At 47.4% G+C, this 19,108-nt stretch carries 16 protein-coding genes, 9 tRNA genes and 1 pseudogene; 12 read left to right on the top strand and 14 right to left on the bottom strand.

Annotated elements, in window-relative coordinates; genetic code table 11:
* Positions 1 to 24 precede the first annotated feature (24 nt).
* Positions 25 to 717: an arylesterase gene (locus CWE08_RS09845; RefSeq protein ID WP_241973881.1), complete on the top strand. Its 693-nt coding sequence runs from the start codon at positions 25 to 27 to the stop codon at positions 715 to 717.
* Positions 714 to 1,037: pseudogene (locus tag CWE08_RS12335) on the top strand (2-amino-4-hydroxy-6-hydroxymethyldihydropteridine diphosphokinase); the annotation flags it as partial. The gene CWE08_RS09845 and the pseudogene CWE08_RS12335, both read left to right, overlap by 4 nt.
* Positions 1,038 to 1,262: 225 nt before the next feature.
* Here CWE08_RS12335 and CWE08_RS09855 read toward each other — a convergent pair.
* The 8 genes from CWE08_RS09855 to gltX form a co-directional block, all read right to left on the bottom strand.
* On the bottom strand, positions 1,263 to 2,018 hold the full coding sequence (locus tag CWE08_RS09855; RefSeq protein WP_126767897.1) for an SDR family NAD(P)-dependent oxidoreductase: 756 nt from the start codon (positions 2,016 to 2,018) through the stop codon (positions 1,263 to 1,265).
* Positions 2,019 to 2,163: 145 nt separating this feature from the next.
* Positions 2,164 to 2,239 (bottom strand) — tRNA-Glu (locus tag CWE08_RS09860).
* Between the two features lie 38 nt (positions 2,240 to 2,277).
* Positions 2,278 to 2,353: transfer RNA gene (locus CWE08_RS09865), tRNA-Glu, on the bottom strand.
* A 25-nt stretch (positions 2,354 to 2,378) separates the two neighbouring features.
* Positions 2,379 to 2,454, bottom strand: a tRNA-Glu gene (locus tag CWE08_RS09870).
* Positions 2,455 to 2,531: 77 nt separating this feature from the next.
* Positions 2,532 to 2,607, bottom strand: a tRNA-Ala gene (locus tag CWE08_RS09875).
* A 178-nt stretch (positions 2,608 to 2,785) separates the two neighbouring features.
* Positions 2,786 to 3,328: a hypothetical protein gene (locus CWE08_RS09880; RefSeq protein WP_126767898.1), complete on the bottom strand. Its 543-nt coding sequence runs from the start codon at positions 3,326 to 3,328 to the stop codon at positions 2,786 to 2,788.
* Between the two features lie 255 nt (positions 3,329 to 3,583).
* The gene (gene can, locus CWE08_RS09885) at positions 3,584 to 4,231 is read right to left on the bottom strand and encodes a carbonate dehydratase (protein WP_126767900.1); all 648 of its coding nucleotides are present in this window, start codon (positions 4,229 to 4,231) and stop codon (positions 3,584 to 3,586) included.
* Complete coding sequence (gene gltX / locus CWE08_RS09890) at positions 4,231 to 5,655, bottom strand: glutamate--tRNA ligase (RefSeq protein ID WP_126767901.1); 1,425 nt, start codon at positions 5,653 to 5,655, stop codon at positions 4,231 to 4,233. Before gltX ends, can begins: the two co-directional genes overlap by 1 nt.
* 198 nt (positions 5,656 to 5,853) lie before the next feature.
* On the opposite strand from gltX, the gene CWE08_RS09895 reads away from it, so the two are divergent.
* A complete protein-coding gene (locus tag CWE08_RS09895) occupies positions 5,854 to 6,249 on the top strand; it encodes an MAPEG family protein (RefSeq protein ID WP_126767903.1) in 396 nt (131 codons plus the stop codon).
* A gap of 83 nt (positions 6,250 to 6,332) precedes the next feature.
* Here CWE08_RS09895 and CWE08_RS09900 read toward each other — a convergent pair.
* From CWE08_RS09900 to CWE08_RS09920, 5 genes are all read right to left on the bottom strand, one after another.
* Positions 6,333 to 6,408, bottom strand: a tRNA-Val gene (locus CWE08_RS09900).
* Between the two features lie 57 nt (positions 6,409 to 6,465).
* Positions 6,466 to 6,541: transfer RNA gene (locus tag CWE08_RS09905), tRNA-Val, on the bottom strand.
* Between the two features lie 62 nt (positions 6,542 to 6,603).
* Positions 6,604 to 6,679: transfer RNA gene (locus tag CWE08_RS09910), tRNA-Val, on the bottom strand.
* A 110-nt stretch (positions 6,680 to 6,789) separates the two neighbouring features.
* On the bottom strand, positions 6,790 to 8,811 hold the full coding sequence (gene uvrB, locus CWE08_RS09915) for an excinuclease ABC subunit UvrB (RefSeq protein WP_126767905.1): 2,022 nt from the start codon (positions 8,809 to 8,811) through the stop codon (positions 6,790 to 6,792).
* Positions 8,801 to 10,228 (bottom strand): MATE family efflux transporter, encoded by a 1,428-nt coding sequence (locus CWE08_RS09920; protein ID WP_126767906.1) that lies wholly within the window; start codon positions 10,226 to 10,228, stop codon positions 8,801 to 8,803. The genes uvrB and CWE08_RS09920 overlap by 11 nt, the downstream gene beginning before the upstream one ends.
* 260 nt (positions 10,229 to 10,488) lie before the next feature.
* Here CWE08_RS09920 and CWE08_RS09925 point away from each other — a divergent pair, with 260 nt between their 5' ends.
* The 3 genes from CWE08_RS09925 to CWE08_RS09935 all read left to right on the top strand — a co-directional run bounded on the left by CWE08_RS09925 (position 10,489) and on the right by CWE08_RS09935 (position 12,571).
* A complete protein-coding gene (locus CWE08_RS09925; protein WP_126767908.1) occupies positions 10,489 to 11,679 on the top strand; it encodes a pyridoxal phosphate-dependent aminotransferase in 1,191 nt (396 codons plus the stop codon).
* Positions 11,680 to 12,391: 712 nt separating this feature from the next.
* Positions 12,392 to 12,468: transfer RNA gene (locus CWE08_RS09930), tRNA-Asn, on the top strand.
* Between the two features lie 26 nt (positions 12,469 to 12,494).
* A tRNA-Asn gene (locus CWE08_RS09935) sits at positions 12,495 to 12,571 on the top strand.
* Between the two features lie 101 nt (positions 12,572 to 12,672).
* On the opposite strand, the gene CWE08_RS09940 is transcribed toward CWE08_RS09935, so the two are convergent.
* The gene (locus tag CWE08_RS09940; RefSeq protein WP_126767910.1) at positions 12,673 to 13,212 is read right to left on the bottom strand and encodes a phosphatase PAP2 family protein; all 540 of its coding nucleotides are present in this window, start codon (positions 13,210 to 13,212) and stop codon (positions 12,673 to 12,675) included.
* A gap of 285 nt (positions 13,213 to 13,497) precedes the next feature.
* Here CWE08_RS09940 and rsxA point away from each other — a divergent pair, with 285 nt between their 5' ends.
* The 6 genes from rsxA to CWE08_RS09970 are packed head-to-tail and all read left to right on the top strand — an operon-like array spanning position 13,498 to position 19,099.
* Positions 13,498 to 14,082 (top strand): electron transport complex subunit RsxA, encoded by a 585-nt coding sequence (rsxA, locus tag CWE08_RS09945; protein ID WP_126767911.1) that lies wholly within the window; start codon positions 13,498 to 13,500, stop codon positions 14,080 to 14,082.
* Complete coding sequence (rsxB, locus tag CWE08_RS09950; protein WP_126767913.1) at positions 14,079 to 14,681, top strand: electron transport complex subunit RsxB; 603 nt, start codon at positions 14,079 to 14,081, stop codon at positions 14,679 to 14,681. Before rsxA ends, rsxB begins: the two co-directional genes overlap by 4 nt.
* Positions 14,681 to 16,639, top strand: a complete 1,959-nt coding sequence (rsxC, locus tag CWE08_RS09955) for an electron transport complex subunit RsxC (RefSeq protein WP_126767914.1) — start codon at positions 14,681 to 14,683, stop codon at positions 16,637 to 16,639. The genes rsxB and rsxC overlap by 1 nt, the downstream gene beginning before the upstream one ends.
* Positions 16,636 to 17,712, top strand: a complete 1,077-nt coding sequence (gene rsxD, locus CWE08_RS09960; RefSeq protein WP_126767916.1) for an electron transport complex subunit RsxD — start codon at positions 16,636 to 16,638, stop codon at positions 17,710 to 17,712. Before rsxC ends, rsxD begins: the two co-directional genes overlap by 4 nt.
* Positions 17,712 to 18,404 (top strand): electron transport complex subunit RsxG, encoded by a 693-nt coding sequence (gene rsxG / locus CWE08_RS09965; protein WP_241973883.1) that lies wholly within the window; start codon positions 17,712 to 17,714, stop codon positions 18,402 to 18,404. The genes rsxD and rsxG overlap by 1 nt, the downstream gene beginning before the upstream one ends.
* A complete protein-coding gene (locus CWE08_RS09970; RefSeq protein WP_126767918.1) occupies positions 18,401 to 19,099 on the top strand; it encodes an electron transport complex subunit E in 699 nt (232 codons plus the stop codon). Before rsxG ends, CWE08_RS09970 begins: the two co-directional genes overlap by 4 nt.
* Positions 19,100 to 19,108: the final 9 nt, after the last annotated feature.

Here is a 19,108-nt window from a genome sequence, read left to right on the forward strand (position 1 = left end):
CTGCTCGCTGCCATGGCGGTTGTCATGTCGCTGTCATTTTCAATACGCGCTGCACATGCAAACGTATCACTTATGGTGTTAGGTGATAGCCTAAGCGCGGGCTATGGCCTATCGCAAGCAGATAGCTGGGTGAGTGAAATAGCCAGAGATTGGCAAGCCAATCACCCGCACCTAGAAATTATTAATGCCAGCATTAGCGGCGAAACCACCGCTGGTGGATTAAATCGGTTACCTGATCTGCTTGAACGCCACCAACCGAGTATGGTGTTTATTGAGCTTGGTGGCAACGATGGCCTGCGCGGTTTTAATTTAACCACGATGGAAAATAATTTACGGGAAATGGTTGCCCTCATCGAAAGCAGAAACATTAAAGTGGCATTGAGCGAAGTTGAAATACCACCCAACCTTGGTCGCCGCTATACCGAAATGTTCAAACAAGTATTTCATGATGTTGCCGAAGATATGGATATTCCGCTGGTGCCATTCTTTATGCGGGAGATCGCAATCGATGAGAGCCTAATGCAAAACGATGGTATTCACCCTAACCTCGCCGCGCAGCCGATTATCGCTACCATCATGGAACCGCAGCTGCGCCAGCTCTTGGAGAAAGAGGTTCTCGCCGAACAAGCGAGTAGCGGCCAAACGCAATTCAAACAAGCCAAACCCACGTATTTGCAAACCGAATTTCGGCAACACAAAACAGGAATATCCCAGTGATTTTTTACCTAAGTTTAGGCAGTAATCTAGCACCCGATGAACACATCGCCCGCGCACTCCGTGAATTGAGTGAGCGTTATGGCTCTATACTCGTTCTGCCTATTGTGCGTACTGAACCCTGTGCAATAAACTCCAGCAACGGCTTTTTAAACACCATTGCGGTGATATCCAGCAAGGAAAGTAGCTCAGCATTAAAGGCTTGGTTAAATAGTTTAGAGATGGCGCACGGGCGCGATCGTAACGACCCGAATCGAAGCACGAAAGATCGTACACTAGACATCGATATCTTATTGGAGCAAGGGTGTTTTGATTTTAGCGTGGCGCACAGCCAACATGAAGCGTTCGCAGAACCTTACGTGCAAGCCTCGATAAAAGCGTTAGATAAATACCTTGAGCAACCGGTAACGAATGACGCTAACGGATCTGAAGCTCAGGTATCGGAAGCAAATGAATCTGGGGCAAAGATTGATGCTGAAGCAACCTCCACGCCCGCTAACGATTCTGTAAATACAACCACAGTTCGTATTCCGGGCGCGCCTGTATCTTTAGGTCACCGAGCGGCCACCATCGATTTTGAGTACAGTAGCGGTGATATACTCATTGCCGAGAATAGCCTCAATACCCTTCTCCAGCGCTTCGAAGCCACCTTCGATCGGCAACAAGGTTTCGCTTAACACCTGCGCTTGCTCATTACTCGAGTGCTCGGGCAAAAATTTAATGGGCCCGGGCTGTATTGCATTAACACGAATTTTCGGGGCTAATCGTTTAGCGAAACTCAGCATCAAATTTTCCAACCCAGCTTTGGTGGAGCAATATAGCGCGTACTCTTCATTTGGGTTGGTGGCGTAGATATCAGTGATATGAATAATGTTGCCGCTAGGCCGCACCGTGTTCTCTAGCAAGCCGCTGAAAGCACGATTTAACGCTGCTGGCAATTTCATATGAATTTGATAGAGGGCATCATAGAAGGCACTAAAATCATCCTCGTGGGCGTTATCACGCTCGTAAATTGAGGCATTGTGTAAGATAAAATCAAGATGTGGGTAATTGCTTTGTACATAGGCAATTACTGCATTCACACTCTCATCACTCAGCGCATCGCACTCCACAATATCAAGTTCTGAAGTTTCTTCTGCAAGCTCTGCAAGTTCACCACCACGGCTACGTGATAGCGCAATAACGCGCCACCCTTGAGCAAGGAGTGAACGGCTCATGTGTAAGCCTAAGCGGCGCCCAGCTCCAGTAATCAAAGCCACTGGTTGTTGATTGTGTTCGGGTAAAGTAACTGATGAGTGTGACAAAGAGAATCCCTCATTTGAAAAGCGAATAATGCATAGCTTAACGGATTCTAAGAAAAAGCAGATCAAAAACCAGATCACAAAAACGCAAAAACCCGCAGATAGCGGGCTTTTTGTGTTTACTGGTAGAGCTGGCTTGTTTTGGAAGTGGCGTCCCCTAGGGGATTCGAACCCCTGTTACCGCCGTGAAAGGGCGGTGTCCTAGGCCTCTAGACGAAGGGGACTAAGTATATACACAGCACTTCAAAACATATCACAAAATTGGCGTCCCCTAGGGGATTCGAACCCCTGTTACCGCCGTGAAAGGGCGGTGTCCTAGGCCTCTAGACGAAGGGGACGCAGCATTTGTGAGTGTAAGCAGATTGGCGTCCCCTAGGGGATTCGAACCCCTGTTACCGCCGTGAAAGGGCGGTGTCCTAGGCCTCTAGACGAAGGGGACGCATTTCTGTTTACGCTGCAAAACTTTTCACGTTGGTTATTATACGTGTAATTAACACTTAATGTTCATTACATGATTGGTGGAGCTAAGCGGGATCGAACCGCTGACCTCTTGCATGCCATGCAAGCGCTCTCCCAGCTGAGCTATAGCCCCAAATAACCAGATTTTGCAGTTTGCCACCAGGACTTCATCCCCGACAGCGAGGCGCATTCTATGAATAGCCCGCTAAAGTGTCAACTTTTTTTTCGGACTTATTGACCGTTCGCCTATTTTTTTACCAATATGAGTTCTTTTTCAACAAATCAATAGCAAATAGGCGCCGATAAGCGTTTTATTCTTCATCTGAATTTTCACGAAGATAATCGATTAAAGCGTTCATCATTGGATAAAAATTGTGCTGATCCGTAATGCCGGTCCAAGTCGTGTCCAGATAAGTTTCCGTGATAAAGTAATCATCTAACGTTAATGGATCCGTCAATATGAGTTGCTGATATGACCGGAATCCATCTTCTCGGATATCCCAACGTATCCACAGAAATGGCTTGTACTCTTTAGCTGCACGATTCACTCCAATACGATCAGAAATCGACGATACTTCATCGGTAAGATCTTCTTGGATAATGATTTTCTCTAGATCCTCAAAGTTAATAACCCGGTCAAAGTAACCAATATTTTCTATCATTCCTTTCGTGAAATCGCCATTAGGAACCAAAACCAGCTCTTTTCTCGAGCTAAGGTCAATAGTTTCACTTTTAACCACAACAGCTACTTGTTGAGTTGGAAAATAGCCAGTGTCGGCATCAGTTTCCACTACCTTAAAGGTGGTGCAACCTGATAGGATAAATAGCATTACAAAAACAACGAAATTACGCATGTAAACCCCTAAAGTTATTGTTCGCCGAAGCTTAGTTTTTATTATTTAAAATTATTTATGTGTTTCAGATAGGAAAATGAAGCGGCCAAACAAATTCGGGGCGTTCAAGCTCATACTGATGGTTTCTGTATACTTACTCGCTATTTATAATACAAAAAGAGTAAAAACTCTCGAGTTTTTACTCTCAAAATTGTAACAAATTGTGTTTACATTCGATGAAACAATAAAAACCAAACACGCATTTGGCACTTAATCTTAATCGTCCGATTCTTCATCTGAATAATATTGGTAAATCGGATCTAAGCCCTCTTTACCGGTAATGGTGACACCTAGATCACGGACAATGCCATCGCGAACACTGTAGCACCAGCCATGAATACTCAGCTTTTGGCCGCGATCCCAAGCTTCTTGGATAATATGATTCTTGGATAAGTTATGTACCTGCTCAATCACATTGAGTTCGCACATGCGATCGAATTGCGCTTCATACGGCAAGCCCAGCAGCGTTGATTCATTACTCCGATAAATATCTTTTATCGGGTGTAACCAATGATCTACTAACCCATGGCGGCTGGTTTCCAAAGCGGCTTTCACGCCACCACAGCCGTAATGGCCTACAACTAAAATGTGTTTCACTTGCAAATTCAGCACCGCGAATTCAACCACCGCCAAGCAATTGAAATCAGTTTGGATAACCTGATTTGCCACGTTTCGATGCACAAATACTTCACCGGGCGCCATACCAACAATCTGATTCGCGGGCACACGGCTATCGGAGCAGCCGATCCATAAATATTCGGGTTTTTGTTGATTCACCAATCGATTGAAGTACTCAGGATCTTGCTGCAATTGGCCTTTTGCCCAACTCTTATTATTGGCGAGTAAATCGCGAATCTTCGGCATTAACTGTTTTCCTCTCGCGCCCGAATGAACGCGAGTGCTAAATCAATTCGTTCAACAACAGTGTGCCTTGGGATTAAAGCAAGGGTGGCATCCAAGGATGGTGAATTCCCACCTCCGGTAGCGGCTACACGCAATGGCATACCCACTTTACCCATGCCAATATCGAGCGCAGTGCAGGTTTCTTGAATAGCCTGTTGTATCGCTTCCGGTGTCCAGGTGCTTAATGCTTCAAAGCGATCCCGAATATCCTGCAAAGCATCTTTAGCCACTGGCCGTAGATGTTTTTTCGCGGCTTGCGCTTCAAACTCGGTAACGGGTTCAAAGAAATAACGGCTTATTTCCGCCATTTCCTTCAACGTTTTTACCCTATCTGCCTGCAGCGTAACAATTGCAGCCAAATTCGGGCCACGATCTGTGGCTACACCAATGCGGCCAAAATGCCACGCTAACTCAGCTGCCACCTGCTCAGCCGGTAAGGTTTTCATGTAATGTTGGTTTAGCCAATTTAGCTTTTCGGTATTAAAAGCTGACGCTGCTTTATTGATGTCGCTTAATTTGAAAATCTTAATTAATTCATCACGGCTAAAAATTTCCTGATCGCCATGGGACCAACCCAATCGTACTAAGTAATTGATCACAGCATCCGCTAAATACCCATTATCGCGATACTCAGTAACACTCACTGCACCATGGCGCTTGGATAACTTCTTGCCATCATCGCCCAAAATCATGGATACATGGGCATACTCTGGAATGGGTGCGCCAAGTGCTTGCAGGATATTGATTTGCCGTGGTGTATTATTGATATGATCTTCGCCACGCACCACATGGGTGATACCCATATCCCAATCATCTACCACTACACAAAAATTGTAGGTTGGTGCGCCATCGGTGCGAGCAATGATTAAATCATCAAGCTCTTTATTTCCAATTTCAATACGCCCGCGAATATGATCATCAAAAACTACTGAGCCATCTTGTGGGTTACGGAAACGTATTACAAAGGGCTTGCCTTCAAGCTCCGCCTGTTGTTCAGTGCTTAAATGCCTGCACTTACCGTCATAACGAGGTTTCAAACCGGCTTCCATTTGCTCTTCGCGCATTTTTTCTAAACGCTCATGGGAGCAATAACACTTATAAGCTTTATCTTCAGTGAGCAGCTTATCAATCAGGGTTTTATAACGATCAAAACGCTGAGTTTGATAAATAGGCTCTTCATCCCACGTGAGGCCAAGCCATTGCATTCCCTCAAAGATGGCATCAATCGCTTCTTGTGTGGAACGTTCACGATCCGTATCTTCGATTCGCAATACAAACTTACCGCCAGCCGCGCGGGCGACAAGCCATGCATAAAGCGCTGTACGAGCGCCACCTACGTGTAAGTATCCGGTGGGGCTAGGTGCAAAACGAGAAACAACTGACATAGATCATTTTCCTGTGGGCAGAAGAGGTTAAACGAATTTTTTCGATGCCCGCGATTATAGCAGAATTATCTACACCACTACACTGATCCACTTTCATGTTCCGCGGCTATTCATAGTGTTGAATAGTACATTTGTGGCACACAACGTATAATATTTGTGCAAAACAATAATCATAAACCCACAACGAGGACAATTTCTGTGAACATAATTTTCACGACATTATTCATAACAATGCTATTGCCCTTCTTGGCGAAAGCACCATTGGTAATCGCAATGAACCGGCAGCCCGGCGGTTACAACAACCGCTACCCGCGTAAACAACAAGCCGCTTTAACAGGCTTCGGCGAGCGCGCTACCGCGGCTCACTATAACAGCTTTGAAGCCCTAGCAATTTATGCGAGCGCAGTGCTCATGGTTGCGATTTCAGGAACTGCTGATGCAGTTACGATTGGTTTAGCCTGGGTATTTGTAGCCTCCCGCATACTTTATCTCATTTGCTATTGGTATGATCGCAGCAGTATCCGCTCCTTGGTTTGGTTGGCAGGCATCGTTGCGGCGTTTGTAATGGCCGGCAGAGCAATTTGGGGTTCGTAACTCGCAACAGCGGTTTAGGCTTAGCAACAAAAATACCGAGCAACAAAAAACGCCCTTTAATTACTTAAAGGGCGTTTTTAATTTGGTGGATGGTACTGGGCTCGAACCAGTGACCCCCGCCTTGTAAGGGCGGTGCTCTCCCAGCTGAGCTAACCATCCGGGAAACTTGCTTGTACTAATTACGCCAAAAACTAAACTTGGCACAACCTAAAAATTTGGTGGATGGTACTGGGCTCGAACCAGTGACCCCCGCCTTGTAAGGGCGGTGCTCTCCCAGCTGAGCTAACCATCCTGGGAATTAACTAAAATCATTATTTGTTAGATTTTAAATTAAATAGCAACTTTTGGCGAATTTGGTGGATGGTACTGGGCTCGAACCAGTGACCCCCGCCTTGTAAGGGCGGTGCTCTCCCAGCTGAGCTAACCATCCACATTTCGCTGAGTTGCAGGCCGCTATTATAGGGATGCGGCGAAAGCTGTCAACCGCAATTTACCTGCTTTTATCCTAACTGCCGATTTTTGCACCATTTCGCCGAGAAATTAGCCGTGCGTTTTCAGTTGCTCCCTCAGTTGCTTTAATTCATCCCTTATTTTCGCAGCCTTTTCAAACTCTAAATCTTTTGCCGCTTGATACATAGTTTTCTCACGCACGCTAATCTCTTGCATTAACTCTTTCGGATCACGGTACTCTGGAATTCGAATGCCCGCTCCTGCAGCGGCTACTCGTTCTTTATCACGCTTACGTTTGGCCGCATTACCACCAAGATCCATTACATCGGTAACCCGTTTGTTCAAACCTTGTGGCGTAATGCCATGTTCAAGATTGTGCGCAACCTGTTTTGTTCGGCGCCGCTCCGTTTCATCCATGGCGCGTTGCATCGAGCCCGTAATGCGATCCGCATATAGAATGGCTTTACCATTCACGTTCCGCGCTGCGCGGCCAATTGTTTGAATCAATGAGCGTTCGGCGCGCAAAAAGCCTTCTTTATCTGCATCAAGTATTGCAACTAGGGATACTTCCGGAATATCCAAACCCTCTCGCAATAAGTTAATACCAATTAGCGCATCAAACTCACCTAAACGTAGATCGCGAATAATTTCCATGCGCTCTACCGTATCAATATCGGAATGCAAATAACGTACGCGAATACCATGTTCATCGAGATAATCGGCTAAATCTTCCGACATACGTTTGGTAAGTGTAGTAACTAAAACACGCTCACCATTCGCGGCGCGAAGCCGAATTTCCGACATCACATCATCAACCTGGGTAGCCACTGGCCGTATTTCGATTTCCGGGTCAATCAGCCCCGTTGGCCGCACCACCTGCTCTACCACCTCGCCACCGCACTTCTCTACTTCATAATTACCGGGCGTGGCGGAAACATAAATAGTTTGTGGTGAGATAGCTTCAAATTCAGCAAACTTTAATGGCCGATTATCTAGCGCTGAAGGCAGCCGAAATCCATAGCCAACAAGATTTTCTTTCCGCGAGCGATCGCCTTTATACATGGCGCCTACTTGCGAAACCGTTACGTGTGATTCATCGATGATGAGTAGTGCATCGTCGGGCAAATAATCCATCAAAGTTGGTGGCGGCTCGCCAGGGGCTCGTCCAGAAAGATAGCGGGAATAGTTTTCAATGCCCGAGCAATAGCCAAGCTCCAACATCATTTCAATATCAAATTGAGTGCGTTCGCGAATCCGCTGTTCTTCAATCAGCTTATTTTCACCAATAAATTGCTCACGGCGATCTTTCAGTTCTTCTTTTATCCGATCGATAGCTTCAACGATTTTATCCCGTGGCGTCACGTAGTGGGTTTTCGGATACACGGTAAAGCGCGCTAGATCGGCTTGCAGTACTTGGCCAGTTAAGGGTTCAAACAGGCTTATTCGCTCTATCTCATCATCAAAGATTTCGATACGCACGGCGGTATCATCGGATTCAGCCGGGAAGATATCAATCACTTCACCGCGTACACGGTAGGTACCCCGGGTAAAGGCCTCGTCGTTACGCTTGTATTGAATAGTGGCTAGGTTACGAATAATATCGCGCGGATCGATAATATCGCCACGGCGAATATGCAACATCATTTTCCGATAGGATTGCGGATCGCCCAAACCATAAATCGCAGAAACGGAAGCAATCAACACAACATCACGGCGTTCCATCAGCGCTTTCGTAGCAGATAAGCGCATTTGCTCGATATGCTCGTTTATTGATGCATCTTTCTCGATAAAGGTATCAGTGGTTGGTACATAGGCTTCAGGCTGATAATAATCGTAGTAGGATACGAAATATTCCACCGCATTATTCGGGAAGAACTCTTTCATTTCACCGTAGAGCTGTGCTGCAAGGGTTTTATTATGGGCAAGAATAAGGGTGGGCCGATTCGTGCTCGCAATCACATTAGCCATGGTAAAGGTTTTACCCGAACCGGTTACGCCGAGCAGCGTTTGCTGCGCAAGGCCAGCATCGAGATTCTCAATCAGTTTAGCAATCGCTTTGGGTTGATCACCTGCTGGCTGATATTCTGATACCAGCTTAAAATCACGCGCCATGCTGTTCTCCTTTCGGTTCATTCGCAGTAGCTGTTGCTACCGCGTTAGCTGCCGTTATGCGCCCTGCTTGCCCGTTTGTTTCCCGCATAAACCAGCGGTAGGCCAAAAACGCCGTGATCACATTCGCCAGCACGCCGCCAACGAACATGCCCGGTAAATCAGCTATCATATTGCCCAACCACGATAAGGGCACAAACATCACAAATAAACGCAGCAAACTCAATAATAAAGCTTGAATCGGCAAGTGCAGCGCGTTTAACGATGAATTCGTAAGAATTATCCAACCCTGCACGCCATACCCTAGCGGCATGATCCAAACAAACAATGCCAGCACACGCGCTACTTCCGCATCTCGTGCAAAGGCCATTTGAATAACCGGCAACAGTGCCAGCATGAGGAGATATACCCCAGCTTGCAAAAGTAGAATGAGTTTTAGTGCGGTTTTATACGCGGCTTGAACCCGTTGGATCTTACCGGCTCCAAAGTTTTGGCTGATGAAGGGTGGCAGCGACATCGAAAGCGCCAAAATCACTACAGAAGCGATAGATTCTAACCGCGCTCCCGCACCAAATGCGGCTACCGCAGGCGCACCATGGGTGGCCACTATGGCGGTGAGCACTCCCATCGCAATCGGCGTTAACATATTTGCACTAGCCGCTGGAAGGCCGATACGAAGCAGCTGCTTCGATGCTCGCCAAAAATCAACAAAACCGGGCGGTAACGGCTCAATCAAGCGTTTACGCCACACTAGTAAATAAATAATCGCAACGAAACCTATCAACCACGAGCCCACACTGGCGTATGCCGCGCCCTCCATACCCATTGCCGGCACCGGGCCCCAGCCGAAAATCAAGATGGGATCTAAAATGGCGTTTACTAAACCACCTGTAGCCATGATCAGTGAAGGGGTTTTGGTATCGCCAGAGGCGCGCAATATGCTGTTCCCCACCATGGGTAACACAAGAAAAATAGCGCCCAAAAACCAGATATTCATATACTCGTCGATTAACGGCATGATTTCAGGAGTGGCGCCGAGCATGGCGAATATTGGCCGGGAAAAAACAAAACCCAAAAACGCTAAAATACCAACTAAGAGAGCCGAGAGCCATAATGCGCTACTGCCACTATTACGAGCCTCTTCATCTTCATTAGCTCCAAGCTTGCGGGCAATTACCGCTGACGTACCAATTCCTAAGCCAATGGTTAAGCTAATCACTGTAAAGGTTACCGGAAAGGTAAAACCAATGGCTGCAAGGGCTTCCGTGCCTAAAAGGCTAATGAAAAAGGTATCAACTAAGTTGAAGCTAATGAGCGTGGCCACCCCAGCGATCATCGGCCAAGTCATTGACCATAAAGTAGGCGTAATGGGGCCATTAAGCATTTGTTGTGATTTTTGCGTGGATGCCGCCGAGCGCATACCATCTCCTCGAACTACTGGGCTAAAGGCGAAACAAAGGCATAAAAAACCGCCATAATGCGCTCACTTAAACACCGGCGAGTGCATCTTGCTAAAGCTACGGGGAAGCCTTGTGGAAAGCCTGACACTATACCCGAATTAGGTTCTAAACACCATGTTGGCGGCAGCGCTACCACTGGACATTTAACCTCACTCCACATATAGTTAGCAGCCAGTGCTCACATCTTAATTTCTCTTCAAACTACGTTAACAGGTGCCTTGTGGATTACAAACTTTCCAAGCGCGTCAATGCTATTAAACCATCTCCAACCTTGGCTGTTAGCCAAAAAGCGGCTGAACTAAAAGCTGCCGGTGCCGATGTAATTGGTTTAGGTGTTGGTGAGCCCGATTTTACTACCCCAAAATTTATCTGCGATGCGGCAAAAGCAGCCATTGATGCGGGCCATACGCGTTACACTGCCGTTGATGGCATCCCTGAGCTGAAACAGGCCGTTTGCGATAAGTTTGCGCGTGATAATAAGCTACAGTATGAACCCAACCAGATTTTGGTTTCTGCCGGTGGCAAACACAGTATTTTTAATCTACTCACAGCCTGGCTAGATGAGGGCGATGAAGTAATTATTCCAGCGCCTTATTGGGTTTCCTATCCGGATATGACGTTATTAGTAGGCGCTAAACCCATTGTTATTGAAGCCGGTATTGAACAAGCCTATAAAATTACTGCCGAGCAATTGTCAGCCGCCATCACCGAAAACACTAAACTACTATTTTTGAACAGCCCATCGAATCCAACGGGTATGGCCTATACAGCAGAAGAACTCAAGGCGTTAGCAGAAGTTCTGCGCCAACACCCGCAGGTGTTGATTGCCACGGACGATATGTACGAGCATATTTTGTGGACCGAGGCATCTTTTGTGAATATCGCTATGGTAGCGCCCGATTTAATCGAGCGTACTGTGATTCTTTCTGGAGTTTCGAAAGCATACGCAATGACAGGATGGCGGATTGGTTATGCCGCTGGCCCTAAAGCCATCATTGCTGCGATGAAAAAAGTACAATCGCAAAGTACCTCCAACCCTGCTTCGATCTCGCAACATGCTGCCCTTGCTGCATTAACCGGTGATCAAAGCTTCATTGCTGAAATGGTTACTGAATTTCGTGCTCGCCACGATACGTTAGTGGCGGATTTGAGCAAGATTCCAGGCTTAAAGGTGATTTCAGGTGATGGTACTTTCTATACCTTTCCCAATATCGAGGGTTTAATGGCAAAAGTTGGCGTAGAAACCGACGTTGAGCTTTGTGAAAGGTTATTGAGTGAAGCTAACGTGGCACTGGTGCCGGGGTCAGCATTCGGATCTCCGGGGCATTTCCGCTTATCCTTTGCCGCTAGCCGCGAAGTGTTAGCAGAAGCCGTGAAGCGCATTGCAAAGTTCGCTGCGGATTATGCCTAGGGGCCTCACCTGCTAAATTAAAATCTCAACGAAAAGGCGTTAGCAATATGAATTGCTAACGCCTTTTCTTTTGTTTCCATAAAAACCGTAAAAGTATTTGTTTTGATGTTCAAAAAATCACTTAAACAAGCATAAATACGAACTTGAAAGTGCAAATTAAGTCAAGCTGTCATATTTGCCAAATAGTATAAAAATCCCGCATGTTGGTGATTACTCCGCGTTAACTATGCGAAAAATAAAGCATTCTTAAAGCAAAAAAATTAAAGTAATACACAAGCTTTTGCGAATATTGTTGGAATAACGCACCAAGCCTGTGCAAAATCCAACCTTTTTTGTGATAGTTTTATAACTCATTGAAAAATATGGATTATAAAAATCATGCCAGTTTTTAACCTATCACATAAATCCGCTATAACCCCCGTGAAATAGGCTCGCCCACAGAGTTAACCACAGCTTTATCCACAGAAATAGTGGATAAGATCCTACGGAGCACGTACTGTAAGCGATCAACTCAATTGTGGATAAATTGTTAGTGGCCGTAACCACAAAATTGGAGAAATCACCACACATATTTTAGTTTTTGCGTAACATAGGCGAAAATCAACACAACACGTTCAAAATATACGCAAATGGCTCGGAAATTTGAAAATTGTTCAGCTTCCATATTGACAGCGTAGGCCCATGCATTTAACATCTCGCCCCGTTAAGCGATTCCCCAGTAGCTCAGTTGGTTAGAGCGGTGGACTGTTAATCCATGTGTCGTTGGTTCGAATCCAACCTGGGGAGCCACTTGCTTAACACCCTTCAATATCAATTCCCCAGTAGCTCAGTTGGTTAGAGCGGTGGACTGTTAATCCATGTGTCGTTGGTTCGAATCCAACCTGGGGAGCCATTGAGCGCCAGCCAAACTCTCAAGCTAATTTCTTCTCTTTTGCCAATACTTAAACATCAGCAATGCTAAAGAATCCCGAAGAAATCCGAGAACCCATCATTTCAAAGCGTGAAAGGTGTTGGTAGCAAAGTAACAATGAAGGCGGCGATAGAGGTGCCGAGAATAGCTCCGGCAACCACATCACTAGGGTAATGCACACCAAGCGCAACCCGTGAAATGGCCACGGCAGCAGCCCAGCCGTAGAACAGAGGTGCCCATACCGGAAAGCTTGCCACAACTAAGGCAGCAAATAGAAAGGCAGCCGTGGAATGGCCGGAAGGAAACGAAAACCGATCGGCGGGTTTCAAAACCACTTTTTCTTTGCGCCGCAAAATCGGGCGATCTCGGCGGAGCAGGTTTTTCAGCGCGATAAACAGCGGGATCTCTAATGCAAAAGCCAGTAGCGCACGCTGAATGAACAAGATACTGCCTTCAAACGCCGCCACGCCCGCTAAAAGAGCGAACAGCGCATAATACGGGCCATCACCACTGCGTGAAAGCCAGAACGCGAGCCTACTTTTTCGCAATGAGCGCGTAGTATGAAATAACCAATGAAACGTCATTTCATCAAATGCGCGCAAGCGTTTAAATAATGATATCAAACGAGAGCCCTCACCACTCTTCTCGGCCTCCCGGCTGCAAACTGAACCCCATATCTTACTGCAAAGAGGTACGGCTGCCTACACGGCAGTATAGGAAATTACCGGATTCAACAGAATTACCCGGAAAAACCTACATTCTGTAAGTTGTTTCCCGGGCCGTAAACCCGGATAATAGGCGCATGTAATAAATTTCACGAGTGCATGTTTGCACGCGATCAATTTCTTTGCCCGCACGGAATGTTCGCGTGCAGGTTTTTCATGGGCAGGCATTGCAAAAGGTTGTAGATGACAGAAATACTCTTACTTCTGGTAGCTACCGTTTTAGTTAATAACTTTGTGCTGGTTCAGTTCCTTGGGCTGTGCCCGTTTATGGGTGTTTCTAATAAACTTGAAACCGCCATTGGTATGTCGCTTGCCACCACCTTTGTACTTACCTTAGCTTCAGTAAGTAGCTACTTGGTTAATCAATATATTTTACAACCTTTCAACTTGATGTCGTTGCGCACCCTAAGTTTTATCCTAGTGATTGCTGTGGTTGTGCAATTCACCGAAATGGTTGTGCATAAAACCAGCCCCACGCTGTATCGCTTACTTGGCATTTTCTTACCGCTCATTACCACAAATTGTGCGGTACTCGGCGTGGCGTTACTGAACGTTAATGAACAGCATAATTTTGTCCAATCTATCGTATACGGTTTTGGCGCAGCTCTTGGTTTTTCTCTAGTGTTGGTGCTCTTTGCCGCTCTGCGCGAGCGCGTAGCCGCCGCTGATGTACCCAAGCCTTTTCGCGGTGCTGCTATCGGCATGATCTTAGCGGGTTTGATGTCGTTGGCATTTATGGGCTTTGCCGGATTGGTGAGTAGTTCATGAGTTGGTTAGTTGGTATTATCGCACTTTCCGCTATTGCTCTGGCGGCGGGGTTAATTTTGGGCTTTGCCGCGATTCGCTTTCGCGTTGAAAGTGATCCTATCGTGGAACAAATTGATGGTTTGCTGCCACAAACCCAATGTGGGCAATGTGGTTACCCAGGTTGCCGGCCCTATGCGGAAGCAATAGCGAATGGTGATGAACTTAATAAATGCCCACCGGGCGGCCAAGCTACGATAGATCAACTGGCCGATTTACTCGGCCGTGAGGCAAAACCACTAGATGAAGCCCATGGCGAAGAAGCGCAGAAAACTGTAGCAGTGATCCGTGAAGATGAGTGCATTGGCTGCACAAAATGTATTCAAGCGTGCCCTGTAGATGCCATCTTAGGTGCCGCCAAGCAAATGCATACGGTTATCGCGGATGAATGCACAGGTTGCGATTTGTGTGTAGAGCCTTGCCCTGTTGATTGCATTGATATGGTGCCCGTTGCCACTAAGCCAGAGCGTTGGAAGTGGCAGCTTGACCAAATTCCAGTGGCGGTTGTTGATGCCGGTCAAAACACCGCAACATCGGCGCCCAGCGCAAGTAAGGTAAGTTGATGGCCGTAGAAATTTCCGCAACAAGTAAGCTATGGCGTTTTCCGGGCGGTATTCATCCGCCGGAACGCAAAGCGCCGGCTAATTTAAACAATATTCAGCGCTTTCCTTTGCCACCCATGCTCTTTATCCCGCTGCATCAACATATCGGCGAGGATGGCGAACTCTGTGTTGCAGTAGGTGATTATGTTTTAAAGGGGCAACCGCTCACTATTCCGGGGGTTAATAATGGCCTGCCGGTTCATGCAACAACGTCGGGCACCATTACAGCGATTCACGAGCACCCTCTGAACCATCCATCAGGATTAACTGGGCTAACCGTATGCCTTGAACCTGATGGCAAAGAAGCGTGGTATCCGCGCCAGCCGCTTAACAACATGGATGCCTTAAGCCAACGTGAGGTTTTACAGCATCTTCAGGCTATGGGAATAGCGGGCCTCGGGGGCGCCGGTTTCCCAACCGCGCGAAAAGTTGCCGGTGCGAAAAATATTGATGTTTTAATTATCAACGGTGTTGAATGTGAGCCCTACATCGCCTCTGATGATCGCTTAATGCGTGAGCATGCCAAAGAAATATTGGCCGGTAGCCATATTTTACAAAAGCTCACCTTTGCCAAGCAACTGGTGATTGCTATAGAGGATAACAAGCCAGAAGCTGCGGCAGCATTTCGGGAAGCTATCGAGCAGTTTTCCGTAACTGCTGATTTTTCTGCTGATGGTGCTGACCCAGCCGGTTCTGCGGCAAGAACCAACAGACAACCGATTTTAAAAATTGTACCTACACGATACCCATCAGGTGGCGAAAAACAGCTTATCCAAGTACTCACCGGCAAACAGGTGCCGGTGCGCGGCTTACCGGCCGATATTGGTATTCTCATGCAAAATGTGGCAACTGCCTATGCGGTTGAACGTGCCGTGAATCATGGTGAGCCGCTGCTTGAGCGAGTTGTTACCATTACCGGTGAAGCAGTAAAAAATCCCGGCACAGCTTGGGCTTTATTAGGCACCCCAATTGATTATCTGTTGGCGCAATCAGGTTTTAAACCCGGTAAAAAACAGCGAGTGATCATGGGTGGCCCAATGATGGGTTTCACCGTTACGAACCTGCAAATTCCAGTGATTAAAACAACCAACTGTGTGTTGGCACCTACGCATAAAGAGCTTACGCCGCCACAAGCAGAAATGGCCTGTATACGCTGCGGCGCCTGTGAAATCGCCTGCCCCGCATCGCTCTTACCACAGCAATTGCAATGGTTAGCAAAAGCTCAAGATTATGCAGGTTTGAAACAGCATCATTTAGCCGATTGTATTGAATGTGGCGCTTGCGCCTATGTATGCCCAAGCCAAATTCCACTGGTACAATATTATCGGCAAGCGAAAGCGGAAATTCGCGAACAAACGATTGAGCAACAAAAATCGGAAATTGCTCGGCAACGTTTCGAAGCGCGGCAAGCTCGGCTCGAACGTGAGAAAGAAGAGCGCTTAGAAAAGCACCGCAAAGCCGCTGAAGCTAGGAAGGCAGCGCAGGCAGCTCGGCAAAGTGAAGCCACTGCAACCGAGCAAGATCCAGTAAAGGCAGCTTTGGCGCGGGTTAAGGCCAAAAAAGCGCAACAAACTGCGCCGGCAGCAAACACGGAGAGCCCACAAGGCCCCGCAGGCTCAGCGAGCCAAACAACACCTGAGCACAAAGTTGACCAAAAAACCGATCAAAAAGATGCCGTTGCTGCTGCGGTAGCGCGCGCGAAAGCGAAGAAAGCCGAGCGCGATCGTTTAGCGCAAGCGGAAAACAACAATGAAGCTGAGAAGCCAATTGCTGCCAAGAACGCGCCTGATCATGATAAAAAAGATGCGGTTGCTGCAGCCGTGGCACGGGCAAAAGCAAAAAAAGCCGAGCGCGAACGCTTAGCGCAAGCGGAAAACAATGCCAGCACAACCAACACTAAAGGTAGCGATAACGGATGAGTTTCTATATTGCATCATCACCCCATCACCATCAGCGGCGCACCACTGCGAAACTGATGCAATGGGTGTTAATCGCCATGCTTCCGGGCTTTTTAGCACAGCTATATTTCTTTGGCTGGGGCGTTATCTTGCAACTGTTGCTGGCAATCGCGGTGGCATTAGCGGCTGAATCGTTATGCTTACTGGCTCGAGATAGAGCCCCAAGTACCGGCTTGCAAGATAATACAGCCATCGTAACCGCAGCTTTGCTGGCCGTGAGCATTCCACCACTTGCACCTTGGTGGATTATTGTTATCGGTACCCTGTTCTCTATCGTGGTGGTAAAACACTTATTCGGTGGCGTTGGCCACAATATTTTTAATCCCGCCATGGCTGGGTATGTTGTGTTGCTCATCTCCTTCCCGGTACAAATGACAGCCTGGATGCCCCCTACCGGGTTGGCCACCCAAGCCCCGAGCTTTATCGATTCGCTGTATTTATTCTTGTTTCAGTTCACTAGCGAAGGGTTTAGCTTAGAGCAAATGCGGCGCGTAGATACGGGCGCTATGCTCGATGCAGTGGTGATGGCCACCCCGCTTGATCATCTAAAAACACAACTGAGCCAAGGCGCTACGCTCAGTGAGGCCATGCAGCATCCGCAGTTTACCGGCCTCGCAGGCATGGGCTGGCAGTGGGTGAATTTAGGTTATTTACTCGGTGGTTTATTGCTACTGCAGCAACGAATAATTCAATGGCATATTCCAGTAGCCTTAATTGCATCCTTAGCGTTTTGCGCTCTGCTCGGCAGCATTTTAGCGCCTGATTATCTACCCGGCCTAAGTATCCATTTATTCAGCGGCGCTACTATGTTCGCGGCCTTTTTTATTGCTACCGATCCAGTTTCCGCGGCAACCTCTAGCAAAGGTAAGCTGATCTACGCCGGCCTCATTGGCGTTTTGATTTATGTTATCCGCAGCTACGGCGGCTACCCTGATGCGGTTGCTTTTGCTGTGCTGCTGGCTAATTTATGTGTGCCGGTTATCGATCAATATACCCGCCCTGTTACTTATGGCCATCGCAAGGAACAAGGTTAATGTTAAAGAATATGCAAAAAAACGGGTTGATTCTGGGCGCTTTTGCTATTGCTGCTACATCGCTCGTAGTAGCCACACAATACCTCACCGCCGATCGCATTGCCGAACAACAACGTGGCGAATTATTACGCACCCTAAACACACTGATTCCAGCCGCACAGCATGACAATGATTTGTATGCTGATTGCACTCTAATTGCAGCACCTGATGCGCTTGGTGCGCCTTTGCAACCGGTGTATCGTTCGCGCCTAGCGGGTGAAGGCAACGCCTTAGCAATACAAGCCACAGCTACCGATGGTTATAGCGGTAACATTCATTTTCTCGTAGCGATTAATGATAATGGATTAGTACAAGGTGTGCGGGTGCTGCAACACAAAGAAACCCCCGGCCTAGGCGATAAAATTGAACTCAAGAAAAGTGATTGGATTTTATCCTTTGATGGCGAACGAGTGCGCAGCGAAAACGATTCACGATGGGCAGTACGCCGAGATAATGGCATGTTCGATCAATTCACGGGCGCCACAATCACCCCACGGGCGTTGGTGAACGCGGTACGCAAAGCGGTTTGGTATGGCCAAGAAAACAGTGCTGAGCTCTTTGCAGCCGCAAGTAACTGTTATACCGAGAGCACGCAAACCGCTGCAGCCGCCATGAATGAGTTAGAACCGAATATAACGGAGCTGGGCGAATGAACAGTGAGTATCGCACTTTAAGCAAAGATGGCCTTTGGGAAAACAACCCGGCACTAGTGCAATTACTGGGGCTCTGCCCACTGTTGGCTGTTTCCGGCACCGTAACCAACGCGCTTGGTTTAGGGATTGCCACCCTATTAGTGCTGGTGGGCTCAAACATTACGGTATCTCTTGTGCGCAACTTTGTGCCCAATGAAATTCGTATTCCGGTGTTTGTTATTGTTATCGCCACTTTTGTAACCCTAGTAGAACTGACCATGAATGCCTTTACCTACGGCTTGTATATGGCGTTAGGTATTTTCATTCCCTTGATTGTAACCAATTGTGCCATCATCGGCCGCGCCGAAGCTTACGCCTCAAAGAACAATTGGTACAAAGCGGGCTTTGATGGCCTCATGATGGGCCTTGGTTTTGCTGCCGTTTTAGTGGCGCTAGGCGCCATCCGTGAACTCATCGGCCAAGGCACCTTATTTGATGGCGCTGAGCTGTTGCTCGGAGAATGGGCAAGCTCGCTAAGAATTCAGCTTATTGAGTTTGATTACCCCCTACTCCTCGCCATATTGCCGCCGGGCGCTTTTATCGGCCTAGGCTTTTTAATTGCTGGAAAAAACTGGCTTGATGAGAAAAAACGGGAAAAGCTGGCGAAAGCGCCAGTGGAGAAGGCGCAACGCGCTCGCGTAACCCATGTTTCATAAAAAGAAGAG

It is taken from the genome of Aliidiomarina iranensis (assembly GCF_003987135.1).
Lineage (GTDB): Bacteria > Pseudomonadota > Gammaproteobacteria > Enterobacterales > Alteromonadaceae > Aliidiomarina > Aliidiomarina iranensis.

Excerpts from the sequence above, each read along its gene's own strand:
- CWE08_RS09845 (WP_241973881.1), top strand. The coding sequence starts at position 25 with ATGTCGCTGTCATTTTCAATACGCGCTGCACATGCAAACGTATCACTT.
- CWE08_RS09880 (WP_126767898.1), bottom strand. The coding sequence starts at position 3,328 with ATGCGTAATTTCGTTGTTTTTGTAATGCTATTTATCCTATCAGGTTGC.
- can (WP_126767900.1), bottom strand. The coding sequence starts at position 4,231 with ATGCCGAAGATTCGCGATTTACTCGCCAATAATAAGAGTTGGGCAAAA.
- gltX (WP_126767901.1), bottom strand. The coding sequence starts at position 5,655 with ATGTCAGTTGTTTCTCGTTTTGCACCTAGCCCCACCGGATACTTACAC.
- uvrB (WP_126767905.1), bottom strand. The coding sequence starts at position 8,811 with ATGGCGCGTGATTTTAAGCTGGTATCAGAATATCAGCCAGCAGGTGAT.
- CWE08_RS09920 (WP_126767906.1), bottom strand. The coding sequence starts at position 10,228 with ATGCGCTCGGCGGCATCCACGCAAAAATCACAACAAATGCTTAATGGC.
- rsxA (WP_126767911.1), top strand. The coding sequence starts at position 13,498 with ATGACAGAAATACTCTTACTTCTGGTAGCTACCGTTTTAGTTAATAAC.
- rsxB (WP_126767913.1), top strand. The coding sequence starts at position 14,079 with ATGAGTTGGTTAGTTGGTATTATCGCACTTTCCGCTATTGCTCTGGCG.
- rsxC (WP_126767914.1), top strand. The coding sequence starts at position 14,681 with ATGGCCGTAGAAATTTCCGCAACAAGTAAGCTATGGCGTTTTCCGGGC.
- rsxD (WP_126767916.1), top strand. The coding sequence starts at position 16,636 with ATGAGTTTCTATATTGCATCATCACCCCATCACCATCAGCGGCGCACC.
- rsxG (WP_241973883.1), top strand. The coding sequence starts at position 17,712 with ATGTTAAAGAATATGCAAAAAAACGGGTTGATTCTGGGCGCTTTTGCT.
- CWE08_RS09970 (WP_126767918.1), top strand. The coding sequence starts at position 18,401 with ATGAACAGTGAGTATCGCACTTTAAGCAAAGATGGCCTTTGGGAAAAC.